General features: G+C 67.1%; 23 protein-coding genes. 16 read left to right on the forward strand and 7 right to left on the reverse strand.

Annotated features, from left to right (window positions below):
- Positions 1-37: 37 nt before the first annotated feature.
- Positions 38-595 carry a TetR/AcrR family transcriptional regulator gene (locus AWC31_RS33300; RefSeq protein ID WP_234817079.1) on the forward strand — a complete coding sequence of 186 codons (558 nt, stop codon included), beginning with the start codon at positions 38-40 and terminating at the stop codon, positions 593-595.
- On the opposite strand, the gene AWC31_RS33305 is transcribed toward AWC31_RS33300, so the two are convergent.
- On the reverse strand, positions 537-1,478 hold the full coding sequence (locus AWC31_RS33305) for a LysR family transcriptional regulator (RefSeq protein WP_085149628.1): 942 nt from the start codon (positions 1,476-1,478) through the stop codon (positions 537-539). The two genes, AWC31_RS33300 and AWC31_RS33305, sit on opposite strands and share 59 nt — an antisense overlap.
- A gap of 73 nt (positions 1,479-1,551) precedes the next feature.
- Here AWC31_RS33305 and AWC31_RS33310 point away from each other — a divergent pair, with 73 nt between their 5' ends.
- Positions 1,552-2,529: a DMT family transporter gene (locus AWC31_RS33310; protein ID WP_110775372.1), complete on the forward strand. Its 978-nt coding sequence runs from the start codon at positions 1,552-1,554 to the stop codon at positions 2,527-2,529.
- On the opposite strand, the gene AWC31_RS33315 is transcribed toward AWC31_RS33310, so the two are convergent.
- A complete protein-coding gene (locus AWC31_RS33315) occupies positions 2,411-3,568 on the reverse strand; it encodes a hypothetical protein (protein WP_085149631.1) in 1,158 nt (385 codons plus the stop codon). The two genes, AWC31_RS33310 and AWC31_RS33315, sit on opposite strands and share 119 nt — an antisense overlap.
- Positions 3,569-3,659: 91 nt before the next feature.
- Between AWC31_RS33315 and AWC31_RS33320 the strand changes: the two genes are divergently transcribed.
- The gene (locus AWC31_RS33320) at positions 3,660-5,066 is read left to right on the forward strand and encodes a sensor histidine kinase (RefSeq protein WP_267312697.1); all 1,407 of its coding nucleotides are present in this window, start codon (positions 3,660-3,662) and stop codon (positions 5,064-5,066) included.
- Here the strand turns inward: AWC31_RS33320 and AWC31_RS33325 are convergent.
- The gene (locus AWC31_RS33325; RefSeq protein ID WP_067852907.1) at positions 5,018-5,716 is read right to left on the reverse strand and encodes a response regulator transcription factor; all 699 of its coding nucleotides are present in this window, start codon (positions 5,714-5,716) and stop codon (positions 5,018-5,020) included. The two genes, AWC31_RS33320 and AWC31_RS33325, sit on opposite strands and share 49 nt — an antisense overlap.
- 129 nt (positions 5,717-5,845) lie before the next feature.
- Complete coding sequence (locus AWC31_RS33330) at positions 5,846-6,493, reverse strand: porin MspA (RefSeq protein WP_085149637.1); 648 nt, start codon at positions 6,491-6,493, stop codon at positions 5,846-5,848.
- Positions 6,494-7,033: 540 nt separating this feature from the next.
- Here AWC31_RS33330 and ectA point away from each other — a divergent pair.
- From ectA to prcA, 8 genes are all read left to right on the forward strand, one after another.
- Positions 7,034-7,579: a diaminobutyrate acetyltransferase gene (gene ectA, locus AWC31_RS33335; protein WP_085149640.1), complete on the forward strand. Its 546-nt coding sequence runs from the start codon at positions 7,034-7,036 to the stop codon at positions 7,577-7,579.
- 82 nt (positions 7,580-7,661) lie between these two features.
- On the forward strand, positions 7,662-8,924 hold the full coding sequence (gene ectB / locus AWC31_RS33340; RefSeq protein ID WP_207626467.1) for a diaminobutyrate--2-oxoglutarate transaminase: 1,263 nt from the start codon (positions 7,662-7,664) through the stop codon (positions 8,922-8,924).
- Positions 8,925-8,939: 15 nt separating this feature from the next.
- Complete coding sequence (locus tag AWC31_RS33345; RefSeq protein WP_085149643.1) at positions 8,940-9,332, forward strand: ectoine synthase; 393 nt, start codon at positions 8,940-8,942, stop codon at positions 9,330-9,332.
- Positions 9,329-10,219: an ectoine hydroxylase gene (gene thpD, locus AWC31_RS33350; RefSeq protein ID WP_085149646.1), complete on the forward strand. Its 891-nt coding sequence runs from the start codon at positions 9,329-9,331 to the stop codon at positions 10,217-10,219. Before AWC31_RS33345 ends, thpD begins: the two co-directional genes overlap by 4 nt.
- Positions 10,220-10,228: 9 nt before the next feature.
- Positions 10,229-11,725 (forward strand): pup deamidase/depupylase, encoded by a 1,497-nt coding sequence (gene dop / locus AWC31_RS33355; protein WP_085149649.1) that lies wholly within the window; start codon positions 10,229-10,231, stop codon positions 11,723-11,725.
- Between the two features lie 116 nt (positions 11,726-11,841).
- Positions 11,842-12,036 carry a ubiquitin-like protein Pup gene (locus tag AWC31_RS33360; RefSeq protein ID WP_003880265.1) on the forward strand — a complete coding sequence of 65 codons (195 nt, stop codon included), beginning with the start codon at positions 11,842-11,844 and terminating at the stop codon, positions 12,034-12,036.
- The gene (gene prcB, locus AWC31_RS33365; RefSeq protein WP_207626468.1) at positions 12,033-12,893 is read left to right on the forward strand and encodes a proteasome subunit beta; all 861 of its coding nucleotides are present in this window, start codon (positions 12,033-12,035) and stop codon (positions 12,891-12,893) included. The genes AWC31_RS33360 and prcB overlap by 4 nt, the downstream gene beginning before the upstream one ends.
- The gene (gene prcA, locus AWC31_RS33370) at positions 12,893-13,636 is read left to right on the forward strand and encodes a proteasome subunit alpha (RefSeq protein WP_085149652.1); all 744 of its coding nucleotides are present in this window, start codon (positions 12,893-12,895) and stop codon (positions 13,634-13,636) included. The genes prcB and prcA overlap by 1 nt, the downstream gene beginning before the upstream one ends.
- Before the next feature lie 17 nt (positions 13,637-13,653).
- Here the strand turns inward: prcA and AWC31_RS33375 are convergent, their stop codons facing one another.
- From AWC31_RS33375 to AWC31_RS33385, 3 genes are all read right to left on the reverse strand, one after another.
- A complete protein-coding gene (locus tag AWC31_RS33375; protein WP_085149655.1) occupies positions 13,654-14,778 on the reverse strand; it encodes a baeRF11 domain-containing protein in 1,125 nt (374 codons plus the stop codon).
- A 62-nt stretch (positions 14,779-14,840) separates the two neighbouring features.
- Positions 14,841-15,719: an alpha/beta fold hydrolase gene (locus AWC31_RS33380; protein WP_085149658.1), complete on the reverse strand. Its 879-nt coding sequence runs from the start codon at positions 15,717-15,719 to the stop codon at positions 14,841-14,843.
- A 47-nt stretch (positions 15,720-15,766) separates the two neighbouring features.
- Positions 15,767-16,201 (reverse strand): hypothetical protein, encoded by a 435-nt coding sequence (locus AWC31_RS33385; protein WP_085149661.1) that lies wholly within the window; start codon positions 16,199-16,201, stop codon positions 15,767-15,769.
- A gap of 80 nt (positions 16,202-16,281) precedes the next feature.
- On the opposite strand from AWC31_RS33385, the gene AWC31_RS33390 reads away from it, so the two are divergent.
- From AWC31_RS33390 to tatA, 5 genes are all read left to right on the forward strand, one after another.
- Positions 16,282-16,941: a TetR/AcrR family transcriptional regulator gene (locus tag AWC31_RS33390; protein ID WP_133060239.1), complete on the forward strand. Its 660-nt coding sequence runs from the start codon at positions 16,282-16,284 to the stop codon at positions 16,939-16,941.
- 70 nt (positions 16,942-17,011) lie between these two features.
- Entirely contained in the window at positions 17,012-18,370 is a 1,359-nt protein-coding gene (gene pafA, locus AWC31_RS33395; RefSeq protein ID WP_110775373.1) for a Pup--protein ligase, read from the forward strand.
- 87 nt (positions 18,371-18,457) lie between these two features.
- On the forward strand, positions 18,458-19,450 hold the full coding sequence (locus tag AWC31_RS33400) for a helix-turn-helix transcriptional regulator (protein ID WP_067852881.1): 993 nt from the start codon (positions 18,458-18,460) through the stop codon (positions 19,448-19,450).
- 34 nt (positions 19,451-19,484) lie between these two features.
- Positions 19,485-20,441 (forward strand): helix-turn-helix transcriptional regulator, encoded by a 957-nt coding sequence (locus AWC31_RS33405; RefSeq protein ID WP_085149667.1) that lies wholly within the window; start codon positions 19,485-19,487, stop codon positions 20,439-20,441.
- A gap of 30 nt (positions 20,442-20,471) precedes the next feature.
- Positions 20,472-20,717 (forward strand): Sec-independent protein translocase subunit TatA, encoded by a 246-nt coding sequence (tatA, locus tag AWC31_RS33410; protein WP_067852877.1) that lies wholly within the window; start codon positions 20,472-20,474, stop codon positions 20,715-20,717.
- The last annotated feature ends 34 nt before the right edge of the window (positions 20,718-20,751 follow it).

Consider the following 20,751-nt stretch of genomic DNA (forward strand, 5'->3'; position numbering starts at 1 on the left):
TACCATACGAACGTATTGGTGGGAGTATGCTTGAGCGGTGAGCGCGCCGTATGAGCGGATGGCCGATGCGGTACTGAGCGTGCTGGTGGCCGACGGATTCGAAGGCGTATCGGTGCGCAAAGTCGCTGCGCTGGCGAAGGTTTCGATCGGCGCGGTGCAGCATCACTTCCCGACCAAGGACGCGATGCTCGCCGCCGCTATGGACCGCGCCAGTGTGCGGTTCCTGGCCCGCCTCGGTGAGCGGCTGTCGCCGGATGCGCCCGCACCGCAGCGCTTGGAGGATCTCGCGGTAGCGCTCGTGTGTCCCGATCCACGAGATCGCGACATCAGCGTGGCGTGGTTGTTGCGGCTCGCGAGAGCCGCGGTCGACGAGCAGACCGCGGTGCGTCACCGCGAAGACTGGGCGCGCGTGGCGAAGTGGCTGGCCGAGTCGATCGCGGCCGCCGCACCGGGCGTCGACGCCGACGTGGCGGCGGTGGAACTGCTGGCGCTGCTCGACGGGCTCGCGTGCTCAGTCGCGGTCGAGCCCGATCGGGTCAGCGCCGAGCTGGCCGAACGGATTGCCCGCGAACATGTTCGGCGGTTGCTGAGGTGATGTCGGCGGCGACGGTGCGCAACACGTCGAGTGTCGCCGCCACCGCCGGCCGCGCGCTCGCCCCGGCGCGGGTGATGGCCTCCACGCGCCTGGCCAAGGTGATGTCGCTGATCGGCAAGCGCACCAGGGCGCGGGTCAACCGCACGTGCCTGGGCATCAACGCGATACCGATGCCGGCGTGGACGAGTTCCTCGGCGACGCGGAAGTCATTGACACGCTGCGCGATTCGGGGTGCGATCCCGGACAGGATCGTGAGCGAGTTGAGTACGTCATCGACCATGAGTCCACCTTCGACACCGACCCACTCCTCGTCGGCCAGCTCGGCGAGCCGAGCGTGGTCGCGTTCGGCGAGCCGGTGTCCGGGCGGCAGCAGAATGTCGAGCGGCTCCCGCAGGAGCTCGGTCGATTCGAACCGCGGTCCCCATGGCGACATATCGCGGTCGTCGCGGTGGACGACGACCACGTCGAAGTCGGCGAGTTGTGCAGGCGCCTGCGCTGCGGGGAGGTCGATATCGCGGCCGAGGATCGTGACCCCGCGACGTACCGCACCACTGATCAACGGGGCCAACAACATCGCGGCGCCGGACGGAAAGAACGACACCTTGACGGTGCCGCGCGGCGTTGTGCCGTAGGCATCCATCTCCGCTTTCGCCCGATCGAGCGCCGCCAGCACGGCGTCGGCGTGACCCACGAGAACCCGGCCGGCATCGGTGAGCCGCAGCCGTCTGCCGTCGGGTTCGACCAGCGGCACGCCGGCCTCTTTCGCCAGGATTTTCAGCTGCTGCGACACGGCCGACGGTGTCATGGACAGCACCTGGGCGACCGCGGCCACCGTGCCGTGATCGGCGAGTTCGCGCAGCATCCGCAGACGACCCACATCCATGTAGAAATTCTACAGATAAACTGAAGAAACATTAGCTTGACTGAACTAAGGTTCGGCTCGCAGGCTGGTCGTCATGCCCAACCGCCGTACCGATCTCGCTGTGCTGTGCGTGGCCGCGGTGTGGGGATCCAGCTACCTGGCCATGAAGGCGATCGCCGGCCCCGACACCGTCTTCGCCGTGCTGACTGTGCGGTTCGCCATCGCCGCAGCGGTTCTAACGATCGTGCTGAGCCGCCGGCTGCGGGCACTGACGAAGGCAGAGGTGGCTTCGGGCGCGGTGGGCGGAATCCTTCTCGCGGCCGTCTGCGCATGCGAAACCTATGGCGTGACACAGACTTCGGCATCCAACGCCGGGCTGATCATGGCACTGACCGTCGTGGCGACGCCGATACTGCAGCGGTCGGCCGTCGCGCCGCGGTTCTACGTTGCCGGCGCGCTCGCGATGGCCGGCTGTGGGCTGCTGACGCAGGCGGGCGGCTGGGCCGTGCCCGGCACCGGTGACATGGTCGTCGCCGCCGCGGCACTGTTGCGCGCCGTCCACGTGGTGACGATGGCGCGATTGTCTGTTGCGCGTGAGATCGACCCGGCCCGAACGACTCTCGTTCAGCTGGTCACCGTGGCCGCGGTGTCGATGGTGCTCACCGGCGCCTCGGGGCAGTCGGTCGGCGTCTTGATGACGACGCTGAACCCGGCGCAGTGGGTGCTCACCTGTTATCTGGCCTTGGCGTGCACGGTGTTCGCATTCCTGATCCAGCTGCGTGCGCTTGCGACGGCGAGTCCGGCGCGCGTGAGCCTGCTGCTGGGAACCGAGCCGCTGTGGGCCGCCGTCATCGGCGTGACACTGGCCGGAGACGCGGTGACGGTCGCGGGGTTCGCCGGCGCGGTGCTCGTGTTGACGGGCACCGGCTGGGGGCGGGCCATCTTGACGCCGGTCACCGACGCTCAAGCTCCAGATACGCGTCGCGGCCGGCCAGGCTCACCGCGACGTCGGCGATCAGCGGATCGAAGAACCGCTGCCGGTACAACGGATCGACGCTTGTGCTCACCGTGAAATAGAGCCCGGACAACACCGCGACGAACAACGACATGTGCACCACGGTCTGGGGGAGCGGGATGTGAATGCCGAACCACGTTCCGGCGCAAGGCGGTTCGCCCACCTGACAGGCCTCCTCGGCCGACCAGAGCACCAGCACGTCGTCGGGGATCGCGATCATCCCCAGCCCGAGGAAGAACACGAACAGTCCGATGGTGAAGAACACCACCTGAATCGCCTGGGACACCACCATGACGGCCACCACGTTGAACTGCTCGGCCAACGACAGCGGTGTCCGTTGCGGCGCCTCCCGGCCGGTTTCCAACGCCAACGGCGTACCGGCCAGCAGCGTGGCGGGGTCGTCGAGTGCCGCGCGGTCCTCCCGCAGCGCCCGGACCTCGTCGCGAATCGTGGCGACCATGAACAAGATCGCGATGGCGGACAGGAAGGCGATCGTCTCCCACAGCCGCTGGCGGGTCATGCGCGCCGACAACTGCCACAGCTCGCCGGTGAAGTACACGACCACGGTCAGCATCATCAACGGCAGCGCCCGGCTCATCAACGTGCCCAGTGCCCCGAGCTGCACCCAGGCGAACCGGAAGGCCCACAACGCGATCGAGCCGAACCCGAGGTAGGTGAGCCATACCGCCAGTGCTGCGACGACCGCGAAGCCGAATGCCTCGGCGGCGGCGAAACCGGAGAAGCCGCCGTCGGCGAACGGCAGGCCGAACACGAACAGCGCCATCACGAGCAGTGCCGCGGACCGTCTTCCGGCGTCACCGCGGGTGGTCCTGGCACGGTGCAGCAATTCGAGTGCGAACGGTGCGGCGAACAACACCGCCGTCAGCACGCCCAGTTTGATCACCGCGCCGACGTCGACGTCGGGCTCGGTGAGCTCGGCCAACGTCAGCATCAGCGCGATCACGCCCCCGAGTGCGCCCACCATGGGCGCCGAACGTTCGATCAGCCGGTGGGACCGGACTCGCCGGGTCAGCACCAACGGCAGCCCGCGGTGGAGAAACCAATCGTGCACACCGCGCATGTCGGCCACGGGCATATTGTGCGCGACTTCCCTCGGCGCGGCGGTGCAGCACGCCGAGATGGCGCGATCCGGGCTCTGGTGGTGGACTGGTCGGGATATGACGCGCATGCCCGACCGCTTGGCCCGGCTGTTCCAGCCCAAATACTGGGGTGTGTCGGCGCGCTCGGCCGCGGTCGCGGGCAGCGTGGTGTTCGTGGCACTCACGGTGGCCGGTGTGGTGCTCGCCGCCGTCGTGTACCGGACCCTGCTGTCCGGGGTCGAGAGCGCGGCGGTGCATCGGGTGGGTCAGATCTCCGCCGACCTGGAATCCGGCGGACCGGCCCAGCTCGACGCCACGTTGCTGGCCACCGACCGACGCGTCCTCGCCGTCCAAGTGATGGCGCCGAACGGGACGGTGGTCCGGAGATCGCCATCGGCGCCGACTACGCCGCTGATCCCGCTCGACGAGATCGGTCCCGGACTGCAGATCGGCATACCGGAACACGCCTCGCCGTTCGGCCAGATCCAGTTCAGCTCAGGAACAGTCGATACGCGCAGCGGTCGGTACATCGTGTTGGTGGGCGAGGGCACCGAGGCGGTGATGTCGACCGTGCAGGCCGTCGCCATCGCGCTCGCCGTGTGGACACCGCTTGTCATGGGGGTGTCGGCGGCGGCCACGTTCGTGCTCGTCCGGCGGTCGATGCGGTCGGTCGACCGGATCCGGACACGGGTCGCCGAGATCAGCACGTCCGATCTGGCCGAGCGGGTGCCGGTGCCGAACAGCCGCGACGAGATCGCCGCGCTGGCGCAGACCATGAACGAGATGCTGGCCCGCATCGAGGACGGCCACGCCGCGCAGAAGAGGTTCGTCGCCGACGCCTCCCATGAACTGCGCAGCCCCTTGGCGACGATCATCTCGGCCCTGGAAGTCGCGGCCGATCACCCCGAGCTGCTCGACCAGGAACTGGCAGTCAGTACCCTCATGCCCGAGGCGCACCGCATGCGGTTGCTGGTCGACGACCTGTTGTTGCTCGCGCGTGCCGATGAGCACGGGCTCGCCATGGGGCACGACGACGTCGATCTCGATGATCTCGCGGCGCGGGAAGCCGAGAAGCTCCGGCGCGAAACGTCGTTGCAGATTCGGGCCGACATCAGCCCGACGCGCGTCACGGGCGACGCCGGCGCGCTCGCGCGAGTCCTGCGCAATCTCGTCGACAACGCGGCGCGACATACGGTTTCGTTGATCGACATCTCGGTGCACACCGACGGCGATCGCGCTGTCATGAGTGTCGGCGATGACGGGCCAGGCATTCCCGAGCCGGACCGGCTGCGCGTGTTCGATCGCTTCGTCCGGCTCGATCCGGACCGGTCACGCCGCGGCGGCGGGTCGGGACTCGGCTTGGCGATCGTCGCGGAAGTCGTTGCCGCACATCACGGTAGCGTGCGAATCGAGGACAGCCCGGCGGGCGGGACGCGCGTGACCGTTCAATTGCCCCTGGCCGGTGCGTCGTACGCACCGGAATCGAGCCGGTAGCCGACCCCGCGGATCGTGCCGATGGTGTTGGTGCCGAAGGGGATATCGATCTTGCGCCGCACGTATCCGACGTAGACCTCGACGACGTTGTCGGGCCCCTCGTAGTGGGCGTCCCATACGTTGTGGAGGATCTCGGTCTTGGTGACGACCGTGTCCTTGTTGCGCATGAGGTATTCCAACAGCCCGTACTCGCGCGGCGTCAACGCGATCGACGTCCCGCAACGTTCGACGGTCCGGCGCGCCGGGTTCAGCGACAGCGTGCCCGCGGTGAGCACCGTCGGCCGTTGCGGGGCACCGCGGCGGACCAACGCGCGCAGCCGGGCGACCAGAACCCGGAAGGAGAACGGCTTGGTCAGGTAGTCGTCGGCGCCCAGATCGAACGCGTCGGTCTGGTCGTACTCACCGTCCTTGGCGGTCAGCATCAGCACCGGCGTCCACACGCCTTGCCCGCGCATCCGCCGCAACACCTCGTAACCGCTCATGCCAGGAAGCATGATGTCGAGCACCACGACGTCGAAGTCGTGCTCGGTGGCCTGCCACAGGCCGTCCACGCCGTCGGAGGCCGTCACCGCGACGAAGCCCTCGGCTTGCAGTCCCACGGTCAGCGTCGATGCCAGCCGCGGCTCGTCCTCGACGACCAGCACCTTCACCTGCGGTACATCCCTTCATGTGCGGGTGGCCGGCGCGTCACGTTTCGGGCAACCAGTCAATTGTCAACGAGAGCATGACATGGCGAAACGTGAGGCGCCGGCCCTGTTCTGGCTTCTATTGTGCCGCGATCAGTTCATGTTCCACGGTTCGCCGTAGGTGGTGACGCTGTCACCGGTCGAGGCGATCAGGCGAGCGAACGGACGCAGCAGCACGCCGCCGGCCGCACCGGTCACGGTGCCGTGGGCGTTAGACACTGCGACCGCACCTGTTGCGCCGGAGACGTCGACCGAGAAGGTGGCGACTTCCTGGATGCCGGGGCCGTTGCCCAGGTCAGCCGAGATCGACACGCCGGGAAACAGATTGGGCGTGATGACGGAATCCAGACCGAACGGCGGCTGGGTGATGTTGCCCTGGTCGATGAGGATGTTGGGGGTGGTGTAGCTGAAGTTGATGCCAACGCCCAGCGACCACGGGAAGCCGATCTGGTAGCCCAGCTCCAAGGTGCCTTCGAACTCATCGGCGCCGGGGCCGGCGACGATGTAGCGGGCGCGACCGGAGTGGAACCACTCACGGGTCAGGCGGTTGCGGTCCAGAGGGAACACACCGTTGAGGAAGGTGTCCCACTGCTGCACCGTGAGCGTGCGGTCCTGACCGTCGACCAGGCTCAGCTCGTTGTCCAGACCGGCATGTGCGGTACCCGTGCTTGCGAACAGACCCGCGACGGCCGCAATCATCGCGGTTGTCAACGCGATCAGCATCCGACTGATTGCCTTCATTTTCTCCCTAGCTATGTCAACGCCGATAAACCTCGCTGCGGTCACCGTTGACCTAGAGGCCGGATGAGAGTGCCAAGTAATCGCTGTGAGGACGCTGAGAAGGCGTCATCACGGGGATTCCCCTGCTCAACGGCCGATCCGGAGGCGAGCGGGAAATCGCCGAGTTCTCAATGTTCGCCGTCAATTCGCCTTTTGTTCAGTTAAGGAATGACTTCCCGAGGAATAGCGAATTGCCGACGGGTGAAATGGCTCGGGCGACATTTCATTCCGGCCCGAGACGCGGCGGTGGCGCGTGTGTCGCGAGCTCACCTAGGCGGCGCCGGACCGCAAGGTAACGATTCGATAACGTCACTGATGTTTCTTCAAAAACTTTCGGCCGCGGCGTTTTCGCACGTCAAGGGCCGTTGCCGCGAACCCGATCCGGCGCCGATCGCGGTGTCGCGGCTTGATCATGACCCCCGCGTGTGCTTACGGTCCCAGGCACCGATGACGTGAACTGACGATGATTGCTGACTGTTCGGTGGTGACTCTCAACTCGATATGCGCGTTTTAGAAAGCGCCCCGGGACGCCATTCCCGGGAAGAATTCCTGCGCCTGCCGCAGGGCTCCGATGCGATCGGCATCCGCGAACTCGCGGCGGCCACCGGAGTGCTCGATCTCAATTCCACCTACGCCTACCTGCTGCTGGCGACAGATTTTGCCGCGACGTCAATTGTGGCCGAATCCGGCGGCGAACTGCGTGGGTTCATCACGGGATATCACCCACCACCGCGGCCCGACGTGCTGTTCGTCTGGCAGGTTGCCGTGGCGCCGTCGGCGCAGGGCAGTGGGCTGGCGAGCGCGATGCTCGACGGCCTCGTGCACCGCGTGCGCACGCAACGGCGCGGACATCCCATCACCGTGGAAGCCACTGTGTCGCCGGGCAATACGGCGTCACGCGCGTTCTTCGGCGCCTTCGCGCGCCGCCACGGCGTTCCCCTCGTCGAAAATCCCCATTTCGAGAGCGATCTCCTCGACGCCGAAGGCGGCCACGAGGACGAGCCGATCCTGCGGATCGGCCCGATCGCGACCCCGCTGTCCCGCTGAGGCAGCACGCTCGAAACCGTTTGATACGTAGCGATTTCCTTTGATCGGAGGATCACTCTTGACGCTCGCCACGACAGCACCGATGACCGAATCCGACCTGCCCGAGGTGTTCAGCTCGGTCGAATCCGAGGTTCGCAGCTACTGCCGCGGCTGGCCCACGGTCATGCAGAGCGCCACGGACTCCTGGGTCACCGACACCGACGGTCGTCGTTACATCGACTTCTTTGCCGGAGCGGGCGCGCTGAACTACGGACACAACAACCCGGCCCTCAAGGCGCCACTGATGCAGTACCTGGCATCCGACGGAATCGTGCATTCGCTGGACATGGCGACCGAGGCCAAGCAGCGATTCCTGGAGGCGTTCCAACGGGTGATCCTGAAGCCGCGCGGGCTCGACTACAAGGTCCAGTTCCCGGGGCCGACCGGGGCCAACTCCGTCGAGTCGGCGCTCAAGCTCGCCAGGAAGGTCACCGGCCGCGAGTCGGTCATCAGTTTTACCAACGCCTTTCACGGGATGACCCTCGGTGCACTGTCGGTCACGGGTAACTCGATGAAGCGGGCCGGTGCCGGCATCCCGCTCGTGCACGCCACGCCGATGCCCTACGACAACTACTTCGGTGGCGTGACCGAGGACTTCCAATGGTTCGAGCGGGTGCTCGACGACTCCGGGAGCGGGCTCAACCGGCCCGCAGCGGTGATCGTCGAAACCGTGCAGGGCGAAGGCGGTCTCAACGTCGCGCGCATCGAATGGCTGCAGGCCCTGGCGGATCTGTGCCGCACCCGCGACATCCTCCTCATCGTCGACGACGTCCAGATGGGCTGTGGCCGCACCGGGCCGTTCTTCAGCTTCGAGGCAGCGGGCATCGTGCCCGATATCGTCACGTTGTCGAAGTCGGTGAGCGGTTACGGATTGCCGATGGCGTTGACGTTGTTCCGGCGGGATCTCGACGTGTGGGCGCCCGGTGAACACAACGGCACGTTCCGCGGACACAATCCGGCCTTCGTCACCGCCACCGCGGCACTCGAAAACTACTGGGCAACATCCGAATTCAGTTCCGACGTGACCCTCAAGGGGGAGCTGATCAGGGCCCGGCTCGAAGAGATCGCCGCACGCTACGACGGCGTGTCGGCGCGGGGCCGGGGGATGGCGCAAGGGCTCAAGTTCGAAGACGATGTCCGGGCCGGTGAGGTGTGCCGGGCGGCATTCGACCGGGGTGCGTTGATGGAGACGAGCGGGCCGTCCGACGAGGTCGTCAAACTGCTTCCGCCGCTGACGACTTCGGCAGGCGACCTGGAGGCCGGACTCGACATCCTGGCCGAATCGATCGCTGTCACCCTGAGCTGAGAGGGAGAAACCCGCATGATTGTGCGAACCACCGCAGAGATCACCGGAACCGACCGCGACGTGTCGGACGGGACATGGCGGTCCAAGAGGATCATCCTCGCCGGCGACGGCGTCGGCTTCTCGTTCCACGAGACGACCATCGAGTCCGGCTCGGTCAACGAGTTCCGCTATGAGCACCATGTCGAGGCCGTCTGGGTCGTGGAGGGTACGGGCACGCTGACCAACCTGGAGACCGGTGAGCGCCACCCGCTCGGGCCCGGCACCATGTATCTGCTCAACGGCCATGAGCGCCACCGCGTCACGTGCGACGAGCAGCTCCGGATGCTGTGCGTGTTCAACCCGCCGGTGACCGGACAGGAAGTCCACGACGAGACCGGCGCCTACCCGCCGCCGCAGTCGGTCGCATGAGCGCGTCGCCCGCCCTCGAGGACCCGTACCCGACGCGCCTCGATCACGCGATCGCGCCGATCCCGCGGCAGGACCCCACGGTGTGGGGGAGTGCGACCGACGGCCCGCTCGATCAGGACCATCTCGACCGGATGTCGGCACAGGGCTATCTCATCCGGCCCGACACCGTCGCCGACGACCGGCTGCCGTCGGTGCGGCACGAACTCGACCGGATCGCAGCGGATCTCGAGCCCGGCGATCCCCGGGTCATCCGGGAGCCGGGTGGGTCGATCCGCTCGATCTTCGAGCCGCACCTGTTGAGCGAGCTCGTCGCCGAGGTGGTCCGCCTCGACACGGTGTTGCCCGTCGCGCGCCAACTGCTCGGCAGCGACGTCTACATCCACCAGGCCAGGATCAACCTCATGCCGGGCTTCACCGGTACGGGTTTCTACTGGCATTCGGATTTCGAGACCTGGCACGCCGAGGACGGCATGCCGGCCATCCGTGCCGTGTCCTGCTCGATCGCGCTGACGCACAACTACCCGTACAACGGCTCGCTCATGGTCATCCCCGGCTCGCACCAGACGTTCTATCCGTGCGTGGGCGCAACGCCGGAGGACAACCACGACACCTCGCTCGTGGTGCAGAGCATCGGCGTCCCCGACGAGACCACGCTGACTAAGGCAGTCGATCAGCACGGCATCGACCAGTTCACCGGGCCGCCCGGCTCGGCGCTGTGGTTCGACGCCAACCTGCTGCACGGGTCGGGCTCGAACATCACGCCGTTGCCGCGTTCGAACATCTTCCTGGTGTTCAACTCGGTCGAGAACAAGTTGGAGGAGCCGTACGCGGCGCCGCGGCGGCGGCCCGAATACCTGGCAGCCCGGTGCGCAACCAGCGTCACCTAGGCTGAGGCCATGCAACGGATTATCGGAACTGAGGTCGAGTACGGCATATCGTCGCCGTCCGATCCGACCGCAAATCCGATCCTGACGTCGACGCAGGCGGTGCTGGCGTATGCCGCCGCCGCCGGGATCCAGCGGGCCAAGCGCACGCGGTGGGACTACGAGGTGGAGTCGCCGCTGCGTGACGCTCGCGGATTCGACCTGTCCCGATCCTCGGGCCCACCGCCGATCGTCGACGCCGACGAGGTCGGCGCCGCCAACATGATCCTGACCAACGGCGCCCGGCTGTATGTCGACCACGCCCATCCCGAGTACTCGGCTCCCGAGTGCACCGATCCGATGGATGCGGTGATCTGGGACAAGGCGGGCGAACGCGTCATGGAGGCCGCCCCCCGCCATGTCGCGAGCGTGCCAGGGGCCGCCAAACTGCAGCTCTACAAGAACAATGTCGACGGCAAGGGCGCCTCGTACGGGTCGCACGAGAACTACCTGATGAGTCGTCAGACACCGTTCTCGGCCGTGATCGCCGGTTTGACGCCGTTCATGGTGTCGCGCCAGGTGGTCACCGGATCGGGCCGCGTCGGCATCGGGCCCTCGGGCGACGAGCCCGGGTTCCAGCTGTCGCAACGGGCCGACTACATCGAGGTCGAGGTGGGTCTGGAGACCACCCTCAAGCGCGGCATCATCAACACGCGTGACGAGCCGCACGCCGACGCCGACAAGTACCGGCGACTGCACGTGATCATCGGCGATGCCAACCTGGCCGAAACGTCGACCTACCTGAAAGTCGGCACGACCTCGCTCGTGCTCGACCTCATCGAGGAAGGCATCGACCTCAGCGACCTGGCGCTGGCCCGCCCCGTGCACGCCGTGCACGTCATCAGCCGCGACCCGTCCCTTCGGGCGACCGTGGCACTCGCCGACGGCCGCGAGCTGACCGCGCTTGCACTGCAACGGATCTATCTGGACCGCGTGGCCAAGCTGGTCGACAGCCGCGATCCCGACCCGCGCGCCAGCCACGTCGTCGAAACCTGGGCCAACGTCCTCGACCTGCTCGAGCGCGATCCGATGGAATGCGCCGACCTGCTGGACTGGCCGGCCAAGCTGCGGCTGCTCGAAGGCTTCCGCAACCGGGAGAACCTGAGCTGGTCCGCGCCGCGCCTGCACCTCGTCGACCTGCAGTACTCCGACGTGCGGCTCGACAAGGGCTTGTACAACCGGCTGGTGGCACGCGGTTCGATGAAGCGGCTCGTCACCGAACAGCAGGTGCTCGACGCGGTCGACAATCCGCCCACCGACACCCGCGCGTACTTCCGCGGTGAGTGCCTGCGGCGCTTCGGCGCCGACATCGCCGCGGCGAGCTGGGACTCGGTGATCTTCGACCTCGGTGGCGATTCGCTCGTCCGGATTCCAACCCTCGAACCGCTGCGCGGCAGCAAGGCACACGTCGGCGCACTGCTCGATTCCGTCGACAGCGCCGTGGAGCTGGTCGAACAACTGACCACCTAGAAGTCCCCACCGGTGCGCTATCCCGAGCAATTCGGATGCCTACCGGTACTGTGGAAGAACCGGTGGGCCGTAGTGAGCCCGAGTGAGCCCGCCGATGACAATTGCAGGAGGCAGCGATGGCTCAAGAGCAGACCAAGCGTGGCGGTGGCGGCGGCGAGGACGACGACCTCCCCGGTGCTTCGGCCGCCGGCCAGGAGCGTCGCGAGAAGCTCGCCGAGGAGACCGACGACCTGCTGGACGAGATCGACGACGTTCTCGAAGAGAACGCCGAGGACTTCGTCCGCGCGTACGTCCAAAAGGGCGGACAGTGACCTGGCCGAAGCACGAACATCTGGCCTTCACCCAACCGACTCTCGGAGCACCCTCCGTACCTGTGGATTTATCGTCGTTTTCTGATCTGCTGCGCCGGCAGTCGCCCGAACTGCTACCCGTCAACCGCGTCGCCGACGGGGTGAACCCGACCAACGCGGTGCCGCACGGCACCACGATCGTCGCGCTCAAATACCCCGGCGGTGTCGTCATCGCCGGCGATCGTCGCTCCACGCAGGGCAACATGATCGCCGGTCGTGACGTCCAGAAGGTCTACATCACCGATGACTACACCGCGACGGGCATCGCCGGCACGGCGGCCATCGCCGTGGAGTTCGCGCGGTTGTACGCCGTCGAGTTGGAGCACTACGAGAAGGTCGAAGGTGTGCCGCTGACGTTCCGCGGCAAGGTCAACCGGCTGGCCATCATGGTGCGCGGCAATCTCGGTGCAGCCCTGCAGGGTTTCGTGGCGCTGCCCCTGCTGGTCGGCTACGACGTCGACGACCCCGATCCGCAGAACGCCGGGCGCATCGTGTCGTTCGACGCCGCGGGCGGCTGGAACCTCGAGGAGGAGGGCTACCAGTCCGTTGGCTCCGGCTCGATCTTCGCCAAATCCTCGATCAAGAAGCTGTATCCGCAAGCGGTCGACGCGGATTCGGCGTTGAAGGTGGCCATCGAGGCGCTCTACGACGCCGCCGACGACGACTCGGCGACCGGCGGACCGGATCTGGTGCGTGGCATCTATCCGACCGCGGTCACCATCGGTGCAGAAGGGGCTGAGGAGATCTCCGAGGAACGCATCGCCGAACTCGCCCGCGAGGTCATCGCGCGCCGTACGCGGACGGGCGGTGAAGGCTGATGAGCTTTCCGTACTTCATCTCGCCCGAGCAGGCGATGCGCGAGCGTTCCGAGCTCGCGCGCAAGGGCATCGCCCGCGGCCGCAGCGTCGTCGCGCTCGCCTACGACAGCGGTGTTCTGTTCGTCGCCGAGAATCCCTCGCGGTCGCTGCAGAAGGTCAGCGAACTGTACGACCGCGTCGGCTTCGCCGCGGTCGGACGGTTCAACGAGTTCGACAAGCTGCGGGTGGCCGGCATCCAGTACGCGGACACCCGCGGATACGCCTATGACCGTCGCGACGTGACCGGCCGTCAGCTCGCCAACGTCTACGCACAGGCACTCGGCACGATCTTCACCGAACAGGCCAAGCCGTTCGAGGTCGAGTTGTGCGTGGCCGAGGTCGCGCACTACGGCGAGACGAAGGCACCCGAGCTCTACCGCATCACCTACGACGGGTCGATCGCGGACGAGCCGCACTTCGTCGTGATGGGCGGTACCACCGAGCCGATCTCGACCGCGCTCGGGGAGTCCTACGTCGAGAACGCGGACCTGGCTGCCGCCGTGAAGATCGCCGTCGCGGCGTTGAGCGCGAGCGGCAACGGAGCCGAAGCGCGCACGCTCGGCCCGTCGACCCTCGAGGTGGCGGTGCTCGATGCCAAGCGGCCCCGTCGCGCGTTCCGCCGGATCACCGGTACGGCGCTGGAAGCCCTGCTGCCCGAAGCTGATTCGCAGCCTGCGGCGGACGAGAAGCCGTCAGACAAGTGACCCGCCGACCCTGACCATCAGCCCGGTGCATATCGCAGTTTGGCGACTGCGGTGCCGTTCCACACGCCGGCACTGATTTCGTCGGACCGCACCGCGACCGCGTCACCGCCGTGTTCGAGGACTGTCACCGCAACTCGCGACAACAGATCGTACCCGTCGTCGGCGAACGTGAGCGCGCCTGAGCTGGGATCCATACTGCCGAGGATGTCGACGGTGAAGTCGTACACCAAGGTGTCCACCGCACCCGCGGTCGCGGCCCTTGCGATGTCCCCGAGGTTGGTGACCACAAGCCCCTTGTTCAGGCCGTCTGCCAGGTTTTCGACCAAGGCGTTGGCCCGCGCCGCGTTCAACCCGCCCAGTGACCTGCGGATCGCGGTGTCGATCTGATCGGGCCTCAACTCGTCGGCAGCGCCGGGCACGGCCACGATCCGCCGCTTCTGGTCTATGCGTTGATACATGTCGAGCAACGGATCGGCAGCAAACAGGAACAGCGGCCTGGTTTGCGACGGGTCCGCCTGCCCCAGCTCGGAGTCCACGGCTTCGGCGACGCGTTTGGCGTACGTCTCGAGCAGGACCTTCTTGCCCTCGTCACCGACGAGTCGGCGGACGTGGCCCCGGTCACGCACGGTGGCGCGGTTGGTGGCTTCTGCGACATCTCGGGCGTACTCGCCGGTGAGCTCGAACTCCTGAGCACGGGTGGTGGCGGTGGCCCGCCAGAGATTCCAGCCGTCGGCCGAAAGGGTCAGCGCGTACGCCGCCTGTGGCGTCGTGACTGCCCGCACCAGCTGGCCGATATCGAAGTAATTGCCCACCTGCAGTTGGGATTCCAGGGCGTTGGGGAGCACGTAGACCTCATGGAAGTCGTCGGCGATGAAAATTGCCACCGACCGCGACAGACTGCGCCAGAGATCGGCCTCGGCGATCTCAGCCCAGCGGGACCGCAGCTGCGCCTCGACGGCATGTCGCGCGCCGGCCTCGCGTATTGTGCGCAGTGCTCTGTCAACGGCGCTCTTGGCGGTTAACTGGCTCTTGTCGCGCTCATTGGGGCCCGGCGCGGTTTCGGCGTAGACGGTGATGGCGTATTCGTGGCGTTCACCGAGGCGGACCAAGTCGGACACGTCTGGCAGCTCGAACCGGGTCATGGGGCTCCTTTGTGGACTACATCACACTGTAGTCCGCCACGTCAGGCGGGCCCGGAGACGCGTCAGCTGACCGCGCGGCGGATGAGCGCGGCGAATTCCTCGGGGCATTCGACCGGCGTGAAATGGCCTGCGCCATTGACCTTGTGGAGCCGGACGTCGACGAAGTAGTGCTCGAGCCGGTCGGCCCAGTCCGGCGGGAACAGCGGATCGTGTTGCGGCCACAGCACATCGGTGCTGGCGTGGATCTTGACGGCGCGTCCCGGCGGCAGCTCGGTGAGTGACTGCGCGACGGTGCCCGCCCCGGCGCGGTACCAGCCCAGCGACGCGGTGAACGCGCCGGGCAGCGCGTAGTCCGCGACGAGGCGGTCCAGGTCGTCTTCGGAGACCTGGAAACTCGGGCCCGACCAGTGGTCCCAGAAGTGGCGCAGGTACTCGCGCACGGCGTCGGGATTGCCGTCGATCATGCGGTCGGCGATCGGGAGCTGGTGAAACGCCTGGTACCAGAACTCGTGCATGGCGTGCGGGCTCAGCACGCGGTCGCCGGCGCCGGGCAGGGGCGGTGACAGCACGAGCGCCTTGACCAGGTGCGGATGCATGCGGGCCACACTCTGGGCGACCCGGCTGCCGACGTCATAGCCGGCCAGCACCACAGCGTCGAGGCCGAGCTCGTTGATGAGTCCCACCACGCTCGCGGCCTGGGCACTCGCGCTGTAGAAGTGCTGCACCGACACCGCGTGCTTGTCCGAGCCGCCGAAGCCGCGCAGATCCGGTACGACGACGTCGGCGATATCGGTCAGCAGTGGGACGACGTGCCGGTGATCGCGCCGGTTACCCGGCCAGCCGTGCAGCAGGATGACCGCGGGGCCGCCCGAGATGCCGTGCCGGTCGAAGGCCAGTCGGAATCCGTCCACCGGAGCACTGCGCGACGACCTCGACGACATCGTTCAATTCTCATCCCCGCCGCCGGGTTATGTGCCGGGTTGGCCGATCACTGCGCGGCGGGCTCGCGGCGCCAACCGACGTAGGTCAGCCACAGCCCCATCGCCGTCAGTAGCAGGAAGAAGACCCGCGCGGCCACGAGCAGGCCCGGGCTGGTGACGGTCGCGTTCGCCCCGGAATCGATTGCCGACGGAATCGCCATCATCGCCAGCCCGCGCAACGCCACGAACCAGCCGAACAGCGAGATCAGCACCGCGGTGACGCTGTACCAGTACTGGTGGAACGCGATCACGACAAGGCCCATCACGAGCATGGCCGCGCCGAGCATCCACGGCAGGACGGCGTTGTCGAACAGGCCGCCGAGGAGGCCGGTGAGGTCGGGCAGCCGGATCGCGATGATCAGCGTCGCGAGCGCGACGAACGGGCCGAGCACGCGGGCGAACGACCGGGTGCGCTGTTGGGCTTCGAGGGTTGCCTGCGGCATGAGACTCCAATCAATAAACCGACGGACGGTCTATTTTTAGAGTAGGCTCGCGGAGAAGTCACCGTCAACAGGAGGTCGCGTTGGCCCGTCGCGTGAAGCCCGAGGAGTACGCCGCGCGCCGGGGCGAGATCCTCGACGTCGCGCTGCAGCTCATGCATGACAAGGGCTACGAGAAGATGACCATCGACGACGTGCTGACCAAGCTGCAGATGTCCAAAGGTGCGCTCTACCACTACTTCGGCTCGAAACAGGCGCTCCTGGAAGGCATCGTGGACGCGCTCGCCGAAAGCGCGTCGCGGCCGCTGCGCGCGGTTGTCGACGACGCCGGTCTCGGCGCGATCGACAAGCTCAACGCGTACATGAACGCGTCCGCCACCTGGAAGGCCGACAACCCGACGGCGGTGGCGACACTGGTCCACCTGTGGCGCGACGAGAACGCGCTGTTCCGGCAGAAACTTGCCCAGGAGTCGATGCGCACCTCGGTGCCCATGCTCGAAGCGATCATCCGGCAGGGCTGCGACGAAGGCGTGTTCGACACCGCGTTTCCGCACGAGGCCGCGATGTTCATCGCGGGTCTGGACGGCGTACTGGCCGACGCCTACGCCGTCGCGATCGAACAGGACGGGCGCAGCGGCATCGACATCGGCGGACCGCGCGCGCAACGCGTGCTCGGTGCGTACCTACAGGCGTTCGAGCGGATTCTCGGCATGACACCGGGCTCGCTGACTGTATCGGGCTGAGCCGACTCGGGCGACGCGCAAACCACGCCTTGCCCACCGTTACTGTGAACCACCCCGTAAGCTCGATAACGTGCAGCGACGAATCATGGGCATCGAGACGGAATTCGGTGTGACCTGCACGTTCCATGGCCATCGCCGGCTCAGTCCCGACGAGGTCGCCCGCTATCTCTTCCGGCGGGTGGTGTCGTGGGGCCGCAGTTCCAACGTCTTCCTACGCAACGGCGCCCGGTTGTATCTCGATGTGGGCAGCCACCCCGAGTACGCGACCGCCGAATGCGACAACCTGATCCAGTTGGTCACCCACGACCGCGCTGGTGAGCGCGTCCTGGAGGATCTGCTGATCGACGCCGAACAGCGACTGGCCGACGAGGGCATCGGCGGCGACATCTACCTGTTCAAGAACAACACGGACTCGGCGGGCAACTCCTACGGCTGCCACGAGAATTACCTGATCGTGCGGGCCGGCGAGTTCTCCCGGATTTCCGACGTCCTGTTGCCGTTCCTCGTCACGCGTCAGCTCATCTGCGGCGCGGGCAAGGTGCTGCAGACGCCCAAGGCGGCCACGTTCTGCCTGAGCCAGCGCGCCGAGCACATCTGGGAGGGTGTCTCCAGCGCGACCACGCGCAGCCGCCCGATCATCAACACGCGCGACGAGCCGCACGCCGACGCCGAGAAGTACCGCCGCCTGCACGTCATCGTCGGCGACTCGAACATGTGCGAGGCGACCACCATGCTCAAGGTGGGCACCGCATCGCTCGTGCTGGAGATGATCGAGGCCGGGGTTCCGTTCCGCGACTTCTCGCTCGACAATCCCATCCGCGCGATCCGCGAAGTGAGCCACGATCTCACCGGTAGGCGTCCGGTCCGGCTCGCCGGCGGCCGCCAGGCCAGTGCGCTCGACATCCAGCGCGAGTACTTCACCCGCGCCGTGGAGTATCTGCAGACCCGCGAGCCGAACACCCAGATCGAGCAGGTCGTCGACCTGTGGGGCCGCCAGCTCGATGCGGTCGAGAGCCAGGATTTCGCGAAGGTCGACACCGAGATCGACTGGGTGATCAAACGCAAGCTGTTCCAGCGCTACCAGGACCGCTACAACATGGAGCTGTCCGACCCGAAGATCAGCCAGTTGGACCTGGCCTACCACGACATCAAGCGCGGTCGCGGGGTGTTCGATCTGCTGCAGCGCAAGGGCCTGGCCGCCAGGATCACCACCGACGAGGACATCGACGCCGCGGTCAACACGCCGCCGCAGACCACGCGGGCCAAACTGCGCGGCGAGTTCATCAGCGCCGCACAGGAAGCGGGCCGCGACTTCACCGTCGACTGGGTGCATCTCAAGCTCAACGACCAGGCTCAGCGGACCGTGCTCTGCAAGGATCCGTTCCGGTCGGTCGACGAGCGCGTGAAGCGGCTGATCGCCAGCATGTAGCCCGGACGGCGGGCTGGGCCTTGTCCGGCGACACTTCCGGCCCGCCGATCTACGGTTGCCGACAACCGACGCCCTAAGCTGTTGCGAGTGGCGGTCTCCAAAGTCGAGCGGTTGATGAACCTCGTGATCGCACTGCTGTCCACCCGGACATTCCTGCCCGCCGAGAAGATCCGGACCAGTGTCGCGGGCTACGCCGACAGCCCCAGCGACGAGGCGTTCTCCCGGATGTTCGAGCGCGACAAGAACGAACTGCGCGATCTCGGCATCCCGCTGGAGACCGGACGGGTGTCGAAGTTCGACCCGACCGAGGGCTACCGCATCAACCGGGACTCGTACGCGCTGCCGCCCGTGCAGCTGACGGCCGACGAGGCCGCCGCGGTGGCCGTCGCGACCCAGCTGTGGCAGTCACCCGAACTGGTCACCGCGACCCAGGGTGCACTGCTCAAGCTGCGTGCGGCGGGCGTCGACGTGGACGCCGACGACGCCGGGGTCGCCATCGCCTCCACCGCGACGCTTCCCGGGCTGCGCGGCTCCGAGGAGGTGCTGCGAATCCTGTTGTCCGCCATCGATTCCGGGCGCGCCGTGCAGTTCGAGCATCGCCCGATGCGCAGCGCCGAGTACACGACACGCAACGTCGAACCGTGGGGCATCGTCACGCACCGCGGCCGGTGGTACCTCGTCGGACATGACCGTGACCGCAACGACACCCGCACCTTCCGGCTGTCCCGCATCGACTCCGGGGTCAGGCCCGTCGGCCCGTCCGGCGTGGTGAGCAAACCCGACGGGGTGAACCTTCGCGAGATCGTCAGCCGCGTGGTGGCCGAGATGCCGACCGGGGAACAGGCCAAGGTGTGGATCGCCGGCGGGCGCGCGACCGCACTGCGCCGCCAGGCCGTTGCGACCGCGCCCCGGACGCTGGGCGGGCGCGCGGGCGAGGAGATCACCGTCGACCTCGGGATGTCGGATCGGCTGGCCCGCGAGATCGCGAGTTACGGCGCGGATGCGGTGGCGCTCGAACCGCAATCCTTGCGCGACGAAGTGGTGGCGCGGTTGAGGGCGCAGGCGGGAGGCTGGCGGTAATGAGGGGCAGCGAGGAGCCGGAGGCGGATCGCGCATGAGTCAGGTGTCGACACGGCTGGTACGGCTGCTCAACATGGTTCCGTACTTTCAGGCGAATCCGAAGGTGACGCGGGCTGAAGCGGCGGCAGCGCTCGGCGTGTCGGACAAACAGCTCGACGCCGACCTGGACCAGCTCTGGATGTGCGGCCTGCCCGGCTACAGCCCGGGCGATCTCATCGACTTCGACTTCGTCGGCGACACGATCCAAGTGACGTTCTCGGCGGGTGTCGATCACCCGCTGCGGCTCACGTCGACGGAAGCCACCGGGGTTCTGGTCGCGTTGCGTGCGCTGGTCGACGTGCCCGGCATGGTCGATCCCGAAGCCGCCCGCAGCGCGATCGCCAAGATCGAATCCGCCGCGGGCAGCCAGCGGGCCGCGGTCGAGGAGTCCATTCCGGCGGAATCCGGTGCGGCCGCGGCCGTGCGGGCTGCGGTGCGCGACGGTCGCGCCGTGACGCTGGAGTACTACTCGGCCTCGCGGGATTCGCTCACGAGCCGCACGGTCGATCCGATCCGTGTGGTCCTCGTCGGTGACAACAGCTACCTGGAGGCGTGGTGTCGCAGTGCTGAGGCGGTGCGGCTGTTCCGGTTCGACCGGATCGTCGACGCCCACCTGCTCGACGACCCGGCCGCGCCGCCTCCGCCCGCGGTGCAGGCCGGCCCCGACACGTCGTTGTTCGACGCCGATCCGGCGCTGCCGGCGGCGACGCTGCTGATCGAGCCTTCGGCGGCATGGATGTTCGACTACTACCCGCTGCGCGTGGTCACCGAATTGCCCGACGGTGCCTGCGAGGCGGCGATGACGTATGCGTCCGAGGAATGGATGGCGCGATTCGTCCTCGGGTTCGGCTCGGCAGTGCGGGTGCTGGCCCCCGACTCGTTGGCGCAGCGCGTCCAGCGGGCGGCCGCAGAGGCTCTGCGCGCGTACGACGCCGACGTCGGACACGGGTAGACTCGCCTCAGACGTCTGGAGGTAACCAAATTGGGTGGTCTACAACCCTGGCACTGGGTCATTGTCATCGCGGTGTTCGTGCTGCTCTTCGGCGCCAAGAAGCTGCCGGACGCGGCCCGCTCACTCGGCAAGTCGATGCGGATCTTCAAGTCCGAGATCAAGGAGATGCAGTCCGAGTCCAAAGCGGAGGAGGCTGCACCCGCCAAGCCGATCACCTCCGAGCGTGTCGAGACGCCTGCTCCCGAGCAGCAGTCCCCGGACCGCCACACGGCCTGACTCGGCCGACATCCTGACCGCGGTCACCGGCCGC

Origin of the sequence: Mycolicibacterium wolinskyi (assembly GCF_002101965.1) — a bacterium.
In the GTDB taxonomy this organism is placed as follows: Bacteria; Actinomycetota; Actinomycetes; order Mycobacteriales; family Mycobacteriaceae; genus Mycobacterium; species Mycobacterium wolinskyi.

Bases quoted from the DNA above. Each gene is read 5' to 3' on its own strand.
- ectB (WP_207626467.1), top strand. From the start codon at position 7,662: ATGACCGAATCCGACCTGCCCGAGGTGTTCAGCTCGGTCGAATCCGAG.
- AWC31_RS33305 (WP_085149628.1), bottom strand. From the start codon at position 1,478: ATGGATGTGGGTCGTCTGCGGATGCTGCGCGAACTCGCCGATCACGGC.
- AWC31_RS33380 (WP_085149658.1), bottom strand. From the start codon at position 15,719: ATGTCGTCGAGGTCGTCGCGCAGTGCTCCGGTGGACGGATTCCGACTG.
- AWC31_RS33345 (WP_085149643.1), top strand. From the start codon at position 8,940: ATGATTGTGCGAACCACCGCAGAGATCACCGGAACCGACCGCGACGTG.
- AWC31_RS33330 (WP_085149637.1), bottom strand. From the start codon at position 6,493: ATGAAGGCAATCAGTCGGATGCTGATCGCGTTGACAACCGCGATGATT.
- dop (WP_085149649.1), top strand. From the start codon at position 10,229: ATGCAACGGATTATCGGAACTGAGGTCGAGTACGGCATATCGTCGCCG.
- AWC31_RS33375 (WP_085149655.1), bottom strand. From the start codon at position 14,778: ATGACCCGGTTCGAGCTGCCAGACGTGTCCGACTTGGTCCGCCTCGGT.
- AWC31_RS33385 (WP_085149661.1), bottom strand. From the start codon at position 16,201: ATGCCGCAGGCAACCCTCGAAGCCCAACAGCGCACCCGGTCGTTCGCC.
- AWC31_RS33315 (WP_085149631.1), bottom strand. From the start codon at position 3,568: ATGCCCGTGGCCGACATGCGCGGTGTGCACGATTGGTTTCTCCACCGC.
- ectA (WP_085149640.1), top strand. From the start codon at position 7,034: ATGCGCGTTTTAGAAAGCGCCCCGGGACGCCATTCCCGGGAAGAATTC.
- AWC31_RS33320 (WP_267312697.1), top strand. From the start codon at position 3,660: ATGCCCGACCGCTTGGCCCGGCTGTTCCAGCCCAAATACTGGGGTGTG.
- prcA (WP_085149652.1), top strand. From the start codon at position 12,893: ATGAGCTTTCCGTACTTCATCTCGCCCGAGCAGGCGATGCGCGAGCGT.
- AWC31_RS33360 (WP_003880265.1), top strand. From the start codon at position 11,842: ATGGCTCAAGAGCAGACCAAGCGTGGCGGTGGCGGCGGCGAGGACGAC.
- AWC31_RS33405 (WP_085149667.1), top strand. From the start codon at position 19,485: ATGAGTCAGGTGTCGACACGGCTGGTACGGCTGCTCAACATGGTTCCG.
- thpD (WP_085149646.1), top strand. From the start codon at position 9,329: ATGAGCGCGTCGCCCGCCCTCGAGGACCCGTACCCGACGCGCCTCGAT.
- AWC31_RS33310 (WP_110775372.1), top strand. From the start codon at position 1,552: ATGCCCAACCGCCGTACCGATCTCGCTGTGCTGTGCGTGGCCGCGGTG.